This is a genomic window from Haloterrigena gelatinilytica (assembly GCF_013342145.1).
GTDB classification, from domain to species: domain Archaea; phylum Halobacteriota; class Halobacteria; order Halobacteriales; family Natrialbaceae; genus Haloterrigena; species Haloterrigena gelatinilytica.
The window spans coordinates 2,651,771-2,667,841 of the sequence record NZ_JABUQZ010000001.1 but is presented as its reverse complement, the minus strand read 5'-3'; the positions used below and the strand labels follow the sequence as shown (position 1 = coordinate 2,667,841).

Annotated in this window: 16 protein-coding genes; 5 read left to right on the top strand and 11 right to left on the bottom strand. The window is 68.1% G+C overall.

Going from position 1 to position 16,071, the window contains the following annotated elements; all coding sequences use genetic code 11:
• The first annotated feature begins 104 nt into the window (after positions 1–104).
• A complete protein-coding gene (gene cysK, locus HTZ84_RS13245) occupies positions 105–1,052 on the top strand; it encodes a cysteine synthase A (protein ID WP_174681114.1) in 948 nt (315 codons plus the stop codon).
• Between the two features lie 8 nt (positions 1,053–1,060).
• On the opposite strand, the gene HTZ84_RS13240 is transcribed toward cysK, so the two are convergent.
• A complete protein-coding gene (locus tag HTZ84_RS13240; protein WP_174681113.1) occupies positions 1,061–1,723 on the bottom strand; it encodes a hypothetical protein in 663 nt (220 codons plus the stop codon).
• 152 nt (positions 1,724–1,875) lie between these two features.
• Positions 1,876–3,513, bottom strand: coding sequence for a bifunctional phosphoribosylaminoimidazolecarboxamide formyltransferase/IMP cyclohydrolase (purH, locus tag HTZ84_RS13235; protein ID WP_174681112.1), 1,638 nt, complete (start codon positions 3,511–3,513; stop codon positions 1,876–1,878).
• A gap of 177 nt (positions 3,514–3,690) precedes the next feature.
• Here purH and purB point away from each other — a divergent pair, with 177 nt between their 5' ends.
• Both purB and HTZ84_RS13225 read left to right on the top strand, forming a co-directional pair.
• Positions 3,691–5,079 carry an adenylosuccinate lyase gene (purB, locus tag HTZ84_RS13230; RefSeq protein ID WP_174681111.1) on the top strand — a complete coding sequence of 463 codons (1,389 nt, stop codon included), beginning with the start codon at positions 3,691–3,693 and terminating at the stop codon, positions 5,077–5,079.
• Between the two features lie 70 nt (positions 5,080–5,149).
• A complete protein-coding gene (locus tag HTZ84_RS13225) occupies positions 5,150–5,923 on the top strand; it encodes a CPBP family glutamic-type intramembrane protease (protein ID WP_174681110.1) in 774 nt (257 codons plus the stop codon).
• 179 nt (positions 5,924–6,102) lie between these two features.
• Here HTZ84_RS13225 and HTZ84_RS13220 read toward each other — a convergent pair whose 3' ends face one another.
• The 9 genes from HTZ84_RS13220 to dapA form a co-directional block, all read right to left on the bottom strand.
• A complete protein-coding gene (locus HTZ84_RS13220; protein ID WP_174681109.1) occupies positions 6,103–7,041 on the bottom strand; it encodes a hypothetical protein in 939 nt (312 codons plus the stop codon).
• A gap of 109 nt (positions 7,042–7,150) precedes the next feature.
• Positions 7,151–8,317, bottom strand: a complete 1,167-nt coding sequence (locus HTZ84_RS13215) for a M20 family metallopeptidase (RefSeq protein ID WP_174681108.1) — start codon at positions 8,315–8,317, stop codon at positions 7,151–7,153.
• Positions 8,314–9,144 (bottom strand): diaminopimelate epimerase, encoded by an 831-nt coding sequence (gene dapF, locus HTZ84_RS13210; protein ID WP_174681107.1) that lies wholly within the window; start codon positions 9,142–9,144, stop codon positions 8,314–8,316. Before dapF ends, HTZ84_RS13215 begins: the two co-directional genes overlap by 4 nt.
• A 4-nt stretch (positions 9,145–9,148) precedes the next feature.
• On the bottom strand, positions 9,149–10,546 hold the full coding sequence (gene lysA / locus HTZ84_RS13205; protein WP_174681106.1) for a diaminopimelate decarboxylase: 1,398 nt from the start codon (positions 10,544–10,546) through the stop codon (positions 9,149–9,151).
• Positions 10,547–10,597: 51 nt separating this feature from the next.
• Complete coding sequence (locus HTZ84_RS13200) at positions 10,598–10,978, bottom strand: type II toxin-antitoxin system VapC family toxin (RefSeq protein WP_174681105.1); 381 nt, start codon at positions 10,976–10,978, stop codon at positions 10,598–10,600.
• 6 nt (positions 10,979–10,984) lie between these two features.
• Positions 10,985–11,236 carry an AbrB/MazE/SpoVT family DNA-binding domain-containing protein gene (locus HTZ84_RS13195; RefSeq protein WP_174681104.1) on the bottom strand — a complete coding sequence of 84 codons (252 nt, stop codon included), beginning with the start codon at positions 11,234–11,236 and terminating at the stop codon, positions 10,985–10,987.
• A 115-nt stretch (positions 11,237–11,351) separates the two neighbouring features.
• Complete coding sequence (locus HTZ84_RS13190) at positions 11,352–12,188, bottom strand: 2,3,4,5-tetrahydropyridine-2,6-dicarboxylate N-succinyltransferase (RefSeq protein ID WP_174681103.1); 837 nt, start codon at positions 12,186–12,188, stop codon at positions 11,352–11,354.
• Positions 12,185–12,952, bottom strand: coding sequence for a 4-hydroxy-tetrahydrodipicolinate reductase (dapB, locus tag HTZ84_RS13185; RefSeq protein WP_174681102.1), 768 nt, complete (start codon positions 12,950–12,952; stop codon positions 12,185–12,187). Before dapB ends, HTZ84_RS13190 begins: the two co-directional genes overlap by 4 nt.
• Positions 12,949–13,896, bottom strand: a complete 948-nt coding sequence (gene dapA / locus HTZ84_RS13180; protein WP_174681101.1) for a 4-hydroxy-tetrahydrodipicolinate synthase — start codon at positions 13,894–13,896, stop codon at positions 12,949–12,951. Before dapA ends, dapB begins: the two co-directional genes overlap by 4 nt.
• 325 nt (positions 13,897–14,221) lie before the next feature.
• Here dapA and HTZ84_RS13175 point away from each other — a divergent pair, with 325 nt between their 5' ends.
• Both HTZ84_RS13175 and HTZ84_RS13170 read left to right on the top strand, forming a co-directional pair.
• The gene (locus tag HTZ84_RS13175) at positions 14,222–15,046 is read left to right on the top strand and encodes a M48 family metallopeptidase (RefSeq protein WP_174681100.1); all 825 of its coding nucleotides are present in this window, start codon (positions 14,222–14,224) and stop codon (positions 15,044–15,046) included.
• 128 nt (positions 15,047–15,174) lie between these two features.
• A complete protein-coding gene (locus HTZ84_RS13170; RefSeq protein WP_174681099.1) occupies positions 15,175–16,068 on the top strand; it encodes a M48 family metalloprotease in 894 nt (297 codons plus the stop codon).
• Positions 16,069–16,071: the final 3 nt, after the last annotated feature.

Here is a 16,071-nt window from a genome sequence, read left to right as displayed (position 1 = left end):
AAAGCCCCACCCCCGCTCGGATGGCCCGTCGAACCGCGAGCGCCCCCACCACCCGAACCGATTCGGGACAACTGGTAGTGGTGTCGTCGCGCGTCTCTGAACTGATGGCACCAGCAGTCGACTCCGCGGCCGAGACCGAGATCGACGCCGCCGAGACCGTCGACGAACTGATCGGCCGAACGCCGCTGTTGCGACTGGACGCGTTCGCCGACAACTGTTTCGGAAAGCTCGAGTCGCACAACCCCTATTCGGTCAAGGACCGGATCGCGCGGGCGATCGTCGACGCCGCCGAGCGGGCGGGCGCGCTCGAGCCCGGCGACACCGTCGTCGAATCGACCAGCGGCAACACCGGCATCGGGCTGGCCGCGGTCTGTGCCGCCCGCGGCTACGACTGCGTGCTGACGATGCCGTCCTCGATGTCGACCGAGCGCCGCCAGTTGCTGGGGGCGTTGGGCGCCGACCTCGAGTTGACGCCGGCCGAGGACGGGATGGGCGGCGCGAACGAGCGCGCCGAGGAGCTCGTCGCCGAGCGCGAGGACGCGATCATGGCCCGGCAGTTCGAGAACGAGGCCAACCCGGCGGCCCACCGGGAGACGACCGGTCCCGAAATCTGGGAGGCCACCGACGGCGCGGTCGACGCGGTCGTCGCGGGCGTCGGCACCGGCGGCACCATCACCGGCGTCTCGGAGTACATCAAGGAAGAACGGGGGAAGACCGACCTCACGTCGGTCGCCGTCGAACCCGCCGAATCGCCGACCCTCTCGGAACTCAGTTCCGACGGCCACGATATCCAGGGGATCGGTCCCGGCTTCGTCCCCGACATTCTGCGGACCGAACTGATCGACGAGGTTCGTGCGGTCGAGGCGGCCGACGCGAAGGAAGCATCCCGAAAGCTGGGCCGCACCGAGGGCCTGCTGGTCGGCATCTCCGCGGGCGCGGCGCTGTCGGCCGCGGCCGAGTACGCGTCCGAGCACCCCGACGAGCTGGTCGTCACCGTCCTCCCCGACACCGGGGAACGGTACCTCTCGACGGATCTGTACGCGGACGAGTGAGCGGAGACTCAGGAGTCGACGAGATCGCCGTCCTCGTTCCACTCGCAGGTGGCGACCTGGGCGTACCCCTGGGCCACCTGTAGGTCGTCGGCGTCGACGTCGACGAACGCCTGAAAGCTTCCCTCGTCGACCGTCCAGGTCTCGACGACTCGCTCCGAACGCGCCGGGATCTCGATCTCGGCGCGGTAGCTCCCGAACCGGTAGTCCGGACCGTCGAGCGCGGCAGACTCGTTCGCCGAGACGGCGACCGTCCGCTCGAGCAGTGGCTCCTCCTCGTATTCGATCCGGACCTCGAGCGTCACCGCTTCGTCGGTCCCGTTCTCGATCCGCACGGGATCGGCCGGCGGCGCGGTCTCCTCGAGTCGCAGCCGAGTGACGTCGTCGCCGTCGCGTTCAACTACGGCCGCGTAATACCGGTCGCACCACCGAAGGTACGACTCGTCGACGTCGACCGTCTCCGCGAGGACCAGTTCGTCCTCGGTCTCGTAGCCGCCGTTCTCGAGGGCGTCGATTACCTCCGCTTCCGCGGGGTCGGAGAGCGAACCGACGCGGACGATCGTGTTAGGACACGTCTCGTATTCGATGTCTCCCTCGCGGGCGAACGCGCCGAGACAGCCGGCGAGACCGAACGCAGCGGCGCTGGCGGTCGCGAGGAGCGGGCGGCGTTTCATACGACGACGGTCGGAAAGCAAGGATAAGTGCTTTCCGGGTTGACAAAAGATCGGCGCACGAATTTCGGCAGCTTCGTCGCGTTCGTTCAGCCGTGCCGAGACCAACGAAAGACGCCTTGCGTCTTTCGAGCGTTAGACGCTCCTTCGCACGCTCAATCGTGTCTGAAGCTCCGCTGGCCCGTAAACGCCATCGCGATCCCGTGTTCGTCCGCGGCCTCGATCACGTCGTCGTCGTTGACCGAGCCGCCGGGCTGGACGACCGCCTCGATGCCCGCCTCGGCGGCCTCCTCGATGCCGTCCGGGAACGGGAAGAAGGCGTCCGAGGCCATGACCGCGCCTTCGGCGTCCTTCCCCTCGGCGTGTTCGTCGGCCTTCATCGCGGCCAGCCGGACCGCGTCGACGCGGGAGACCTGCCCCATGCCGATGCCGACCGTCTCGGTGCCGTCCGCGAAGAGGATCCCGTTGGACTTGACGTGCTTGAGGGTCTGCCACGCGAAGACCATCGACTCGAGTTCCTCGTCGGTCGGCTCGCGCTCGGTGACGACCTCGAGGTCGTCGACCGAAATCGACTGCAGGTCGCGCTCCTGGACGAGTCGGCCGCCGACGAGCGGCTTTTCGGTGAAGCGCTCGGTCCGCTCGCCGAGGTCGCCGACGTCGAGCACCCGCAGGTTGTCCTTCTCGAAGAGCACCTCGAGGGCGTCGTCGGTGTAGCCGGGGGCGACGACGACCTCCTTGAAGGAGTCGATGATCTGTTCGGCCGTCGCGGCGTCGCACTCGCGGTTCAGGGCGACGATGCCGCCGAAGGCGCTCATCGGGTCCGTCGAGAGGGCCTTCTCGTACGCTTCCGAGAGGGAGTCGGCGGTCGCACAGCCGGCCGGGTTGGTGTGCTTGATGACCGCGGCGGCGGGCTCGTCGAACTCCTTGATCAGATTCAGGGCGCCGTCGGCGTCGTTGTAGTTGTTGTACGACAGCGCCTTCGCGCCCTCGTTGAGCTGGTCGGCGTGGACGACGCTGGCCTCGTCGCAGGTGTAGTCGGCGTACACCGCCGCGTCCTGATGGGGGTTCTCCCCGTAGCGGAGGGTGTCCGCGCGGTCGTTCGAGACGAGCCGGCGCGTCGGCAGACCGTCGTGGTCCTCGTCTCCGACGGTCGCCACGTCGCTCTCGACGGTGACCTCGCCGGCCTCGAGATCGACGTCGACCGCGTCCTCGGCGAACCACTTCACCGCACGCGGATACGCGCGGAACTCGCCCTCGTAGAGGACGCGCTCCTTCAGGCTCTCCTCGTCGTCGCCCTCGTAGACCGGGATCGGCTCCTGGGTGACGATCGGGCCGGCGTCGACGTCTTCTTCGACGACGTTTCCGTCCTCGTCGGTCGCGTCCGTGACGACGTGGACCGTACAGCCCGTCACCGAGACGCCCTCCTCGAGCGCGTCGCCCCAGGCGTCCATCCCGGGGAACGCGGGCAGCAGCGCGGGGTGGACGTTCAGCGTCGTCGGCGCCTCGGAGAGGAACGTCTCCGAGAGGATGCGCATGTAGCCGTCCAGACAGACCAGCTCGAAGTCGTACTCCGAGAGGGCCTCGAGCACGGCTTCCTCGTGCTCGCTCCGACTCATGTCGTCCTCCAGCGGGACGACCTCGGTCGGGATCCCGCGCTCGGCGGCGGCCTCGAGCACCGGCGCGTCCGCGTCGTTCGTGAGGACGACGGCCAGTTCGGCCCCGCCCGGGTTGCGATCGGCGATGTTCAACAGGTTGCGCCCTCGGTTGCCGGCCATCCCGGCGATTCGCGTCATGGTCGGAGTGGCGCCCGCGAACGGCAAAGTGGTTGCGGTCTCGCTCCCTCGAGTATGCACGTCCGTGGATACTTATGCCGATATTACCGGGACGGGGCGGCGATATATGCACGCTCGTGGCCCCGAGCGGGTCGCGGTTTCGATACCCTTTTTCGCCATCGTTGCGGACGGACTACTATGACCGACACCGACGCTCTGTACGCCGTCTCGCCGCTGGACGGTCGGTACAGCAGCCGGACCGCACCGCTGTCGCCGTACGCCAGCGAGGCCGCGCTCATGCGAGCGCGGGTTCGCGTCGAAGTCGAGTACCTCATCGCGCTGGCCGACCTCGAGGCGACGCCCCTCGAGTTCGACCTCGAGGAGCGCGAACACCTCCGAGGCCTCTACAAGCACTTCGCCGAGGAGGACGCCCGCTTGATCAAGAAACTCGAGACCGAGGGCCACGGCGAGTTCGAGGCCACCAACCACGACGTCAAGGCCGTCGAGTACTTCGTCCGCCACGAACTCCCCGCCGACAGCGACGCCTCGGCGTGGATCCACTTCGGGCTGACCAGCGAGGACGTGAACAACCTCGCCCATCGGCTGCTCGTCCGGGACGCCGTCGACGAGGTGCTCCTGCCCGAACTGTACGCCGTCCGCGACGCGTTGGCGGAGATGGCGCGGGACTACCGGAATACCCCGATGCTGGCCCGCACCCACGGCCAGCCCGCGACGCCGACCACGTTCGGCAAGGAGATGGCCGTCTACGCCTCCCGACTGGCCCGCGCGACGGGTCGCATCCGGCGGGCGACCGACGACCTGCGGGGCAAACTCGGCGGCGCGTCCGGAACCTACGCGGCCCACCACGCGGCCTACCCCGAAGTCGACTGGCCGGCGTTCGCGCGGGAGTTCGTCGAGGACGGTCTCGACCTCGGGTTCGAGCCCCTCACGACGCAGGTCAACCCCTGTGACGACCTCGCGACGCTGTTCGACGCCTTCCGGGGGGCCAACGACGTCCTGCTGGATCTGGATCTGGACGTCTGGCTCTACGTCTCCGACCGCTACCTCGGGCAGGAGGCCGTCGAGGGCGAGACGGGGTCGTCGACGATGCCCCACAAGGTCAACCCGATCGACTTCGAGAACAGCGAGGGCAACCTCTCGAAGGCCAATTCGGACCTGACCTTCCTCGCCGACTACGTCACCACCTCGCGGCTCCAGCGGGACCTCTCGGACTCGACGGTGAAACGCAACATCGGCGCCGCCTTCGCCCACTGCCTGATCGGCTACACCAAGGCCGCCGCCGGCCTCGAGAAGGTCGTCCCCACCGAACGGGTCATGCGCGAGGACCTCGAGTCGACCCCCGAGATCATCGGCGAAGCGGTCCAGACGATCCTCCGCCGGGAGGGCCAGGAGGACGCCTACGAGCGCGTCAAGGCCGTCACGCGGGGCAAGGACGTCACGATCGAGGACTTCCGCGAGATGTTCGACGACCTCGACGTCGACGAGGACGTCCGCGAGGAGCTGCTGGCCCTGACGCCGACGGACTACGTCGGCGTCGCCGACGGGCTGGTCGACGACCTCGAGTAACGAGGGTCGCCCGACGGGGCCCACCCGACGTGTCAGTACCTATTTCTATCCGTAGTGGGTAGGATCGACCGTGTCCTCGAGTCGATCGATCGCCGGAACGGTTCCGGCGCGCCTCCGCGTCGTCGTCCTCTGTCTCGCCCTCGCCTTCGGCGGCTGGCTGACCGGCTACGCCGCGACGCTCGGCGTCCAGGGACAGGTGTTCGCGCTCGGCTACGAGGCCGAGGCGATCACCCAGATATCCACCTCGGTCGCGTTCAACGTCGTCGGGGCCGGCGGCCTCGCGCTGACGTACCTGATCGTTCGTCGCGAGGGGTTCGACCGCGAGTTCACCCGCGCGTTCCTTCGACTCCGCTCCCCCACGATCTGGGATCTGGCGTGGATCGTCCTCGGACTGGCCGGGGCGTTTCTCGTCGTCGTCGGCTACCACGGCCTCGTCGAGTATTTCGATCCGTTCGGTACCGGCGGCGAGGGCGAGACCCACTCGAGCATCGAGCAGAACCGCAACCACCCGGTGCTGTTTCTGGTCGGCATTCCGATCGCGATCCTCCTGACCGGTCCCGGCGAGGAACTGCTCTACCGCGGGGTCGTCCAGTCGCGGCTGGGCGAGGCGTTTCCGACGCTGCTCGCCGTCCCCCTGTCCGCGCTCGTCTTCGCCGCCGTCCACCTCCCCGTCTACATGGGCGAGGAGTTCGGGGCCGTCCTCGTGAGCCTCGGAACGGTGCTGTCGCTGGGGCTCTACCTCGGCACGCTGTACGAACTCTCCGGCAGCCTGCTCGTCCCGGCGCTGATCCACGGCTGCTACAACGCGGTCGTCTACCTCTCGAACTACCTGACGTACGCCTGAGATCGGACGGCAGGACCGAGACGTTCGGGTCGTCCGTCGCGATTTCGATTCCCTGTACCTCGAGTCCGACCGGATCGAAGAGCAAATTCTGTTGCGCTCGCCGACTCGAGTCCTGCTGCGGCCAAAGTCGATTCCCGCTGCCGCCGCCCCGCTCACGGCGGCGCGCCGTCCGTGCGTCCTTACCGTTCGTCGGCGGGCTCCTCGCGAGACGGCGCGGCGTCGCCGTCCCCATCGTCGACCGCGTCGGCCGCGTCGGCGTCCCACTGCCAGCCGCCGACGGTCCAGTTCTCGTCGTCCCCGACGATGTCGATCTCGTCTCGGCTCGAATCGTCATCGCCGTCTCGTTCGAGGACGGCCTCCGTCCCGCCCGCCCACGACCGTCCCTCGCGGTCTGTCGACCGTCCGGCCGATTCGTCTCCGCCGTTCCAGATCGCGGCGGACGGCGATCGGTCCGATCCGGTCTCCCGGCCGCCGCTCGAGCGACCGGTCGCCGACCCCGCGGTCGACTCGCCGACCGCGTCGCCGCCGAACAGGCGCTCGTCGACGTCGAACCGAAGTCGCGCGACGGCTCCGATCGCGACGGTCGCCAGTCCCAACGCCACCAGCGCGCCGAACACGGGGACGAGTTGGCTCGCGCCGAGGACGACGGCGCCGACGACGACCGCCGGGACGAGCGACGCCGAGTCGCCGCGCCGTCGAGCGAGTCGGTCGCCGATCGCGACGGCTCCGAGACAGCTACCGACGACCACGGCGATTCCCCAGACGAACAGTCCCGGCGCGGCGACGACCGCCGTCAGCGCGGAGACCGCCGGGTGTTCGACCGTCATCGACAGAACCAGCGGCAGCGTCACGACGACCAGCGGTCCGAACAGGCCGAGAAATCCGACGGCGAACGAGAGATCCGGCCGCTCGGCGATGTCGTCGCCGACCGTTCGCGTAACCGACGGGGCGGCGGCCAGGAGAACGACGCCGACGAGGAGCGCGACGACCGTCGTTCCGAGCGGGAGCCAGAACGGGCGCGGAACGACGGCGGCGAGGGGAGTCGTCCAGTTCGAACCGGCGGAGGCGAGGGCGAGCGGAGCGAACGCGGTTTCGGGGGCGACGGCGAGGGGAGACACGTGCGTATACGGATAGGTGTGGCAGTATCGACAAAAAACGCCCGATCGGATCGGTCTCGGTCTCACTCGGCCGGAGCCGCTCCTCGCGTCCCGGTCGCTCCCCGGACGGCTACGCGACGAGCGTTCGGAGCGTCTCTTCGAGCGCTCGCGACGCCGCCCGGACGGCGTCGACGCGGACGTACTCCCGCGGGGCGTGGGCGACCGCCCCCTCGTCGTCCGCGAGCACGCCGGGACCGAAGACGACCGTCGGCGCGTCGGCCGCGAAGTAGGAGGCCTCGGTCGCGGCGGTGAAGGGCCGCACTTCGCCCCCGGACGCGTCCGCGAGGACGTCGACGATCTCGGCGTCGGGGTCGGTGTCCCAGGCCTCGAGGAACGGCGTCGGCCGGTCGGTAAAGCGGAACTCGACGCCGACGTCGTCGGGAACGGCCGTCTCCAACTGGTCGGTCAACGCCGCGTGGAACTCGTCGGCCGTCTCCGGGGGCACGCTGCGACGGTCGACCGTCAGCGCGCAGTCGGCCGGCACCTGGTTCGTGGCCTCGCCGCCCTCGACGACGGTCGGCGTCAGCGTCGCGGCGCCGAGCTGAGGGTGCTCGGGCGGCGCGTCCGCCCGCTCGTCGAAGGCGCGGATCGCCGCGAGGACGGACTCGAGGGCCGCGACCGCGTTGGCGCCGGTCTCCGGCTCCGCGGCGTGGGCGTTGGCTCCCGTCAGGTGAATCGTTCCCTGAAACCGGCCCTTCGCGGCCGTACAGACGTCGAGATCGGTCGGCTCGCCGACGATCACGGCGTCGGCGTCGCGCGTCGGCGAGTCCTCGCCCGTCACGAGTTCGTAGGCGCCCGTCGAGAGCACCTCCTCGTCCGGCGTGATCGCGAGCGTGACCCGTCCCTCGGTCGGATCGACGGCGAAAAACGCCGCGAGCAACGCGGCGAGGGGGCCCTTCGCGTCGCAGGAGCCGCGGCCGCGGATCACGTCGCTCCCGCCGGCTTCGCTCCCGCTCTCGTCGCGCTCGAACGGAACGTGCGGCGAGACGGTGTCGATGTGCGTGTTCAGCACGACGTGCGTCTCGGCGTCGGCCGATCCGCGGGTCGCCAGCACGTTGCCGCCGCCGTCGACGCGGGGCGAGACGCCGCGGCTCTCGAGCGTCTCGCAGAGGAACTCGCGCATCGGACCGACGTCCTCGTGGGAGTCGCGCTGGACGGCCGTCTCGAGGAACTCGACGGGGTCGAAGTCGGCGAACGCGGCGTCTTCGACCGCCGTCGCGCCGTCGTCGCCGCTCACAGTTCCGTCGGCGATCGAACGGTCACTTCGCCGTCGAACTCGTGTTCGACGGGGCCGGAGAGCGTCGCGTTCCCGCGGTCGTTGAAACTCACACGCAGATCGCCGCCCGGCGGATGGACGTCGACCGGGTCGGCGTCGGTGTGGCCGAGTCGGCGCGCGACGACGGCGATGGCGACCGCGCCGGTGCCACAGGAGTCGGTCTCGCCCTCCACGCCGCGCTCGTAGCTCCGCTGGTCGAAGCCGCCGTTGCCGTCCGGACTGGCGATCGTGACGTTCGTTCCGACCGGGAACGCGTCGGCGTATCGTACGGGCGGCGCGACCGTCTCGAGGTCGACGTCGTCGACGTCGTCGACGAACGCGACGGCGTGGGGGACGCCGGTGTTGACCATCGTCACCTCGAGGCCCTCGATCTCCTCCTCGAAGACCTGTTCGTCGGCCCGAACGGGGACCTCGTCGGGGTCGAACGTGGGCGTGCCCATCTCGATGGTGATCCCCTCGTCCGTGCGATCCGCGCGGAGGGTCCCCGCCTGCGTGTCGATCATGACGCTGTCGGAGCCGGTCTCCGCCATGGCCCAGTCGGCGGCACAGCGCGCGCCGTTGCCGCACATCGGAGCCGTCGCGCCGTCGGGCTGGACCAGCGTCATGATGACCCGCGGCGGATGGAACCGCTCCTCCAGGGCGAGATAGAGGATGCCGTCGGCACCGACGCCGTCGTCGCGGTCGCACTCGCGTTCGGCGAGCGCGCCCCGATCGGGGACGTATTCGTCCGCTTGAATGATTAGAAAGTCGTTGCCGGTGCCGTGGTACTTCTGGAATGGGACGCTCATCGTGCTATCGTATATCGTGGTCGTTATGTGCTTCTCGGTTGGTATCCGCGTTCCGATTCCGACTCGGGTTTTCGATCGTCGGATCGGCCGCGTTCGTCTCGACTCGCGTTACGTCGTCGAACGTCTCGCGTCGGCGGGCGAGTCGGACCGCGTCGTCGCCGTCGCCGTCGATGACGACCGACGCGGGCCGGGGCCGGGAGTTGTACTGGTTGGCCATCTCGTAGCCGTAGGCCCCCGCGTTGCCGATCGCGAGCACGTCCGCGCGTCTGCTGGCCGGTAGTTCGCGGTCGGAACAGAAAACGTCGCCGCTCTCGCAGATGGGGCCGGCGACCGTCTGCGGGACCGTCTCGCGGCCGTTATCGGACGGGTCATCGGTTTCGACTTCGATGTCGGCGGTCAGGTTCCGAATCGGATGGTAGGCGTCGTACATCGCGGGCCGCAAGAGCGTCGTCATCCCGGCGTCGACGCCGACCGCGAGGGTGTCGCGGGCCTCCTTGACGGTGTTGACCTCGGTCAGCAGGACGCCCGCGTCCGCGACGAAGTAGCGGCCGGGTTCGATCGTCAGCCGCGCGTCGACCTCGCCCAGCGCCTCGCGGGTCGCCTCGGCGACGGCCTCGAGGTCCAGCGGTTCCTCGTCCTCGCGGTAGGGGACGCCGAAGCCGCCGCCGACGTCGACGAACTCGAGGTCGCCCTCGAGGGCGTCGTTTACTTCCCGCGCGAGGTCGCCCATCCGCGCGACGAACGCCCGGTGGTCGTCCAGTTGGTCGCTCGAGACGCCCGAGCCGAGGTGGGCGTGGACGCCGACGACGTCGAACCCGCGCTCGGCGGCGTCCGCGAGCACGTCGACCGCGCGCTCGATCGGCACGCCGAACTTCGCGGCGGCGCCGGTCTTGACCTTCTCGTGGTGACCGGCGTCGATTCCCGGATTCACGCGGAGGCAGAGTCGCCCGTCGTAGCCGCGTTCCTCGAGACGGTCGATCGTGTCTTCGGCGCCGACGGTGATCGTCAGCTCGGGGTGGTCCTCCCACGCGTCGACGACCCAGTCGAGATCCCGCGCAGGCGGGTTGACGGCCGTGTAGTGGACGTCCACCCCGAATCCGTCGCTCCTATCGCTCGCCTCGGCGGCCGCGAGCGCGCGTTTCACTTCCCCGGCGGAGGCGCACTCGAGGCCCGCGCCCTCCTCGTGGAGCGCCTCGAGGACGTCCCCGAGCGCATTGGCCTTCACGGCGTACATGATTTCAGCGTCCGGAAACGCCGCCGCGAGGCGCCGGTAGTTCTCCCGCACGCGCTCGAGGTCGAGCGCGTACAGCGGTGAGCCGTAGTCGCCGACCAGCGACTCGAGGCGCGTCGCGTCCCAGTCGGCGAGCCGGCGGACAGCCGGCGATTCCGCGAGTGTAGTCATTATCGCGTCAAAGTAACCGCGAGGATTCAAGCGTTTGGGTCTCGCTCTGGACTACTCGGGTTCCCGTTTCTCTATTGCGATCCGATCGTTCGTTACCTCGTCGAACGATTTGTCCGACGAGACGAGCGGATCCTCGTCCGCGTAGGCGACGTGATACGCATCGAACGGAGTGAGTCCGTCTTGCTCCATGTAGTCCGCCGCCTGAAACAGGACGTCTTCGTCTTCGGGGACCATCGCGATCTCGAGCGCGTAGGTGAGCGCCTCCATCCGATCGAACTCGAACCGGTCAGAAATCATGAGCAGTTCGAGCAGCGTTGCGCGTGAGGTGTAGATCTCCCCCTCGTTCTCGAGCGCAATCTGGGCCGCTCTATCCTGAAGCCAGTCGTCGTCTTTCACTAGTGCGATGAAGAAGTCCGTATCGGCGTAGATCATCGAACGCTACTCACTCACGTCGTCTATCGCGTCTTCTCGAGCGGCCTCGCGCGCCTCTCGCTTGATCTCGTCGATCGATTTGTCGTCGAAGGCGTCACCGACGGCATCGCGGAGCCCCTCGATCGGGTCGTCTTTCAGTGGAATCAGTTCGACCCGATCGTCGAGTTCGACGACCCGGTACCGGTCGCCGTGTTTCTCGCGGATCTCGTGAGGGATAACAATTCGACCCCGATCGTCTGCCTCGGCCCGTTTGCTCATTACGGTCTCTACTACTGAGGGAACGATGAAAAAACCTCCCACTATATCTAGTGGATTCCCACATTAGAATCGACGAGAATCGAAACAGTCGCCCGAGTTCGCTGATCGTGCCTGCCTATTCTCGAAGCGCGTCCTCGCGCTCAGTTGCCTCGAGCGTCTCCGTCTCCAGATCAGTAGCCACCACGGCGGGCTTGTAGGCGCCGCCGTCGAAGAGGTCGTGGTCGCTGATCGAGGACTCGACGAAGCGGGTGAACGCGCGCCGGTTCGCGGGCAGTTCGCCGTAGATGACCTCTTCCTCGACGAGGTCGTAGACGGGGATGCGCGGCGTCAGCAGCGTGTTCTCGCCGACGACGCTGTTCTCGCCGACGACGAAGCCAGAGGTGACGCGACAGCCGGCGCCGAGCGAGACGTTGTCCTCGACGATGACCGGCGCGTTCTCGACTGGTTCGAGCACGCCACCGATCAGCGTGTTGGCGCCGAGCTTGACGTTCTCGCCGATCTGAGCGCAGGAGCCGACGGTGTCACAGGAGTCGACGAGCGTGCCGTCGCCGACGTGGGCGCCGATGTTGACGAACGCCGGGCTCATCAGGATGCAGCCCGAGCCGATGTGGGCGCCTTGTCGGACGACGGTGCCGTCCGGTGTGTTGCGGCTTCCGCGGTCGCCGTACTCGCTCGAGTCGGCCAGCGGCAGGACGTCGTTGTACGTCGTCCCGCCGTGTTCGTACCGCTGGATCTCCCGGAGGCCGAAGTTCAGCAGGATCCCCTGCTTGACCCACTCGTTGGCCTCCCAGGCGTCGCCCTGCTTCTCCGCGGCGCGGACCTCGCCGTCCTCTAAGGCGTCGAGGAACGCCTCGAGGGTAGCGTACTCGTCCTCGCCGGCGGTGTCGGCGCTGACGTCGCCGTTCTGTTTGCGGTCCCACAGCTCGCTGATTTCGCTTTCGAGTGCGCTCATTCTCCGATCACGTCCGCGAAGTCGTAGCGACCCGCCTTTTGTCCAGCGATCCAGACCGCCGCGTCGACCGCGCCCGCGGCGAAGACGCCACGATCCTCCGCGCGGTGGGTCAGTCGGACTTCCTCGTGGTTGCCCGCGAGGACGATCTCGTGTTCGCCGGTGATATCCCCGGCCCGCAGCGCGTGGACGCCGATCTCGGCCTCCTCGCGGGGGGCCTCGCCCTCGCGGCCGTGCGTGCGCTCGGAGAACTCGCCGTTCGCCTCGATCTCCTCGAGCAGTCGGTTCGCGGTCCCGCTGGGCGCGTCGCGCTTTCCATTGTGGTGGGTCTCGACGAGTTCGACGTCGTAGCCCTGTAGGTTCCGGACCGCCTCGCCGACGACGTTGACCAGCGCCTGCACGCCGCGGGCGAAGTTCGGCGCGTGGAGGACGGCGATCTCGTCGCCGGCGGCCTCGAGCGCCGCGCGTTGATCGTCGTCGAAGCCGGTCGTCCCGGTGACGAAGGCGACGCCGGCGTCCGCGCAGGCCTCGGCGTAGTCGACGGCCGACTCGGGGCCGGTGAAGTCGACGACCGCGGTGGGTTCGCGGTCGACGACCAGCGAGTCGAACTCGTCGGCCGGCTCGATCTCGACGCCGTCGACGGTCTCGCCGTCCGGCTCCCGATTGACCGCGAAGACGACCTCGCAGTCGTCGCGCTCGGTGGCGGCGGCGATCACTTCGCGACCCATTCGGCCGGTCGCGCCGGTGACGCCGATCCGAACCGTCATCGATCGCCCTCCACTGCGGCTCCCTCGTCGCTCGCGTCGGTGGTACCGGCGCGGGTCGACTCGTCCTCGAGGTCGGCGAGGACGGCCTCGAGGTCCTCGCGGTACTCCTCGGAGAGGCGGGTCAGCGGCGAGCGCATGCGCGCGGGGCCGTAGCCGCGGATCTCCATGGCCTCCTTGACCGGGATCGGGTTGGTCTCGACGAACAGGTGGCGGTACAGCGGCCCCAGCGTGTGGTGGAGCTCTTGTGCGCGCGCGTAGTCGCCGTCGAGCGCGGCGCCGACCATCGCGCAGGTCAGTTCGGGTTCGATGTTCGCGCAGACGCTGATCGTCCCGGTTCCGCCGACGGAGAGGGTCGGCAGCGTGAGCGCGTCGTCGCCCGAGAGGACGGCGAAGTCCTCGTCGGTCGTTCGCTCGGCGATCTCGCCGATCTGACCGAGATCACCGCTGGCGGCCTTGTAGCCCGCGATGTTCTCGTGGGCGGCGAGTTCGACCGCGGTGTCGGGTTCGATGTTGCGGCCCGTCCGCGAGGGGACGTTGTAGACGATCTGGGGCAGGTCGACGGCGTCCGCGATCGTTTCGTAGTGTTCGATCAGCCCGCGCTGTTCGGGCTTGTTGTAGTACGGCGAGATGAGCAGGAGGCCGTCGGCGCCCGCGTCGGCGGCCCGCTCGGAGAGTTCCAGCGCCTCGCGGGTGTTGTTCGAGCCCGTGCCCGCGATGACGGGGACGTCGTCGACGGCCTCGATGACCGCCTCGACGACCTCCACGTGTTCGTCGTGGGTCAGCGTCGCCGACTCGCCGGTCGAGCCGACGGGAACGAGCCCGTCGACGCCCGCCGCCTCGAGTCGCTGCGCGTCGGTCTGGAGCGTTTCGAAGTCGATCCGTTCGTCCTCGTCGAAGGGCGTACACATCGCCGGGAAGACGCCCGAAAGGTCGAGTGCTGTCATTGTCGTGTATCGTGGTCGTGTCGGTAGTGGCGTTTCGATCGTCCGTGATCGATCGTCGTCGCTGGCGTGCGGACCGAGACCGCGCCCGAAACGGGGCTGCTACACCCGCTTCGAGCACTTTCACACACGTTTACGTTTCGAAAAACGAGGAGAGACGCCGCTCGAGACGGGGCCGCCGGATGGATGAGCGACGTGGCGCATACGTGGTCCACTGATCCGAACCCCCTTATCCGTTGCGTCTTCGTCCAGCGGTGTCCCCGCGACGTACCAGCGGCTGATATGATGTTCCGCGTAATTTATCCCCGAGCGTTACATAGAATCGCCTATGACAGACTTCGGACTGAAACTCCGGATGGTCGTCGTCGGAACCATCCTCTTCGCCTTCTACGTCGGCGCAGCGACGTTTTTGGCCCTGCTATTCGGCGTCAGCCCGATCCTGATACTGCCCGCCGGGATCGTCATCCTCCCCGCGATCCAGTACAAACTCGGGAAGTGGATGGCGCTCAGAGGCGCCGAGGAGATGCCCGAGGACGGCCAGTACCGCGAGGTTCACCAGATGACCGAATCGCTCTCCCGCGACATGGGCGTCGACAAACCCAAGCTGATGGTGATGAACATGGGCGTCCCCAACGCCTTCGCCGTCGGCCGCAAGGGCGCCGGCGTCGTCTGCGTCTCGACGGAACTCATGCAGATCCTCGAGCGCGACGAACTCGAGGGCGTCATCGCCCACGAGATCGCCCACATCAAGAACCGCGACGTGATCACGATGGTCGTCGGCCAGTCCATCGGGATGATGGTCGGCTACGTCGCCTACTTCGCGGTCCTGATGGGCGGCGAGCGCAACATCGGCACCTGGATCCTCGCGATGGTCGCCTCCTCGCTGGCGAACATGCTCGTGATGATCTTCGTGCTGGCCATCTCGCGGTACCGCGAGTACGTCGCCGACGAGGACGCCCGCCAGTACATCGGTACCGGCGAACCGCTGGCGCGCGCCCTCGAGAAGATTTCCAGCGGCGCGCAGGGACGCGAGTCGCAACTCGACGACAGCATGAGCGCACTGTGTATCATGAACACCGACCGCGGCCTCATGGAGAAGCTGTTCGCGAGCCACCCGCCGACGGAGAAGCGCATCGAGAAGCTCCGAAGCTAAGCGGCCCCCTCCTCGACCGTTCTGCACCGACTATCTCGTTCTCACACCGAGAGCCGCTGCGCCGGCGATCCGTTCTCGTTCAGTCAACCGGTCGACACCTATTTCAGGTGTCACCTGAGACGTCCGGTATGGAGTGGCCGGCGGACTGGGGCCTGCGAGTCCGAATGCTCGCGACAATGGTCCTGCTGCTGACGGTGTACCTGATTATCGCGTCCGGCATCGCCACCGTAATCGTCGGCTACACTAGCGGTGGTGGCACCGTCGTCTACGGACTTCTCGCGCTCGGCTTCGCCGGCGTCCACTACTGGTACGCCGCGTGGTTTCTCCCTCGGGGTCTGGGTGCGACCGCGGTCGATCCTGACGAGTATCCCGACCTCCACGCGACGGTCGAGCGACTCGCCCGGCAGGCAGACCTCCCGACCCCGACGATCGCCGTCGTCGACGCCGAGGTCCCCAACGCCTTCGTCACCGGCCACAGCCAGCGCAGCGCTACGATCACGGTAACCAGCGGGCTGCTCGACACTCTCGAGGGCGAACAGCGCGAGGCCGTCCTCGCGCACGAACTGGCTCACGTCAAGAATCGGGACGCGATCGCGATGACCCTCGCCTCGTTTCTCCCGACGATCGCGCTCGTGATTCTCGTGGCGAGCGGTCTGGCCTTCGACGGTCGCGACGGTGGCCACGACGTTCCGAGCGGTGTCGTCGTACTCGCCCCCGTTTCGATCGTCGCCTGGCTCGTCGGCTCCGTCTTCGTTCGCCTCTTCGCTCGCCACCGCGAGATCGTCGCCGACAGCGGCGCGGTCGCGATCACCGGCGACCCGTCGGCGTTGGCCGCCGCGCTGCGATCGCTTTCGGACGAACTCGAGCGCGTTCCCGACGAGGACCTGCGGAGTGTCGCCGAACTGAACGCCTTTTTCGTCGTCCCGGTGCAGTCGGGTTTCGTCGGCCGGTTCCTCTCGACTCACCCGCCGGTCGAACGGCGAATCGAGCGGTTACAACGCCTCGAGCGCCAACTGGCGTAACTC

What these genes read in the sequence shown, in the direction of transcription:
- cysK (WP_174681114.1), top strand. Translation starts at nt 105, where the DNA reads ATGGCACCAGCAGTCGACTCCGCGGCCGAGACCGAGATCGACGCCGCC.
- HTZ84_RS13240 (WP_174681113.1), bottom strand. Translation starts at nt 1,723, where the DNA reads ATGAAACGCCGCCCGCTCCTCGCGACCGCCAGCGCCGCTGCGTTCGGT.
- purH (WP_174681112.1), bottom strand. Translation starts at nt 3,513, where the DNA reads ATGACGCGAATCGCCGGGATGGCCGGCAACCGAGGGCGCAACCTGTTG.
- purB (WP_174681111.1), top strand. Translation starts at nt 3,691, where the DNA reads ATGACCGACACCGACGCTCTGTACGCCGTCTCGCCGCTGGACGGTCGG.
- dapF (WP_174681107.1), bottom strand. Translation starts at nt 9,144, where the DNA reads ATGAGCGTCCCATTCCAGAAGTACCACGGCACCGGCAACGACTTTCTA.
- lysA (WP_174681106.1), bottom strand. Translation starts at nt 10,546, where the DNA reads ATGACTACACTCGCGGAATCGCCGGCTGTCCGCCGGCTCGCCGACTGG.
- HTZ84_RS13200 (WP_174681105.1), bottom strand. Translation starts at nt 10,978, where the DNA reads ATGATCTACGCCGATACGGACTTCTTCATCGCACTAGTGAAAGACGAC.
- HTZ84_RS13195 (WP_174681104.1), bottom strand. Translation starts at nt 11,236, where the DNA reads ATGAGCAAACGGGCCGAGGCAGACGATCGGGGTCGAATTGTTATCCCT.
- HTZ84_RS13190 (WP_174681103.1), bottom strand. Translation starts at nt 12,188, where the DNA reads ATGAGCGCACTCGAAAGCGAAATCAGCGAGCTGTGGGACCGCAAACAG.
- dapB (WP_174681102.1), bottom strand. Translation starts at nt 12,952, where the DNA reads ATGACGGTTCGGATCGGCGTCACCGGCGCGACCGGCCGAATGGGTCGC.
- dapA (WP_174681101.1), bottom strand. Translation starts at nt 13,896, where the DNA reads ATGACAGCACTCGACCTTTCGGGCGTCTTCCCGGCGATGTGTACGCCC.
- HTZ84_RS13175 (WP_174681100.1), top strand. Translation starts at nt 14,222, where the DNA reads ATGACAGACTTCGGACTGAAACTCCGGATGGTCGTCGTCGGAACCATC.
- HTZ84_RS13170 (WP_174681099.1), top strand. Translation starts at nt 15,175, where the DNA reads ATGGAGTGGCCGGCGGACTGGGGCCTGCGAGTCCGAATGCTCGCGACA.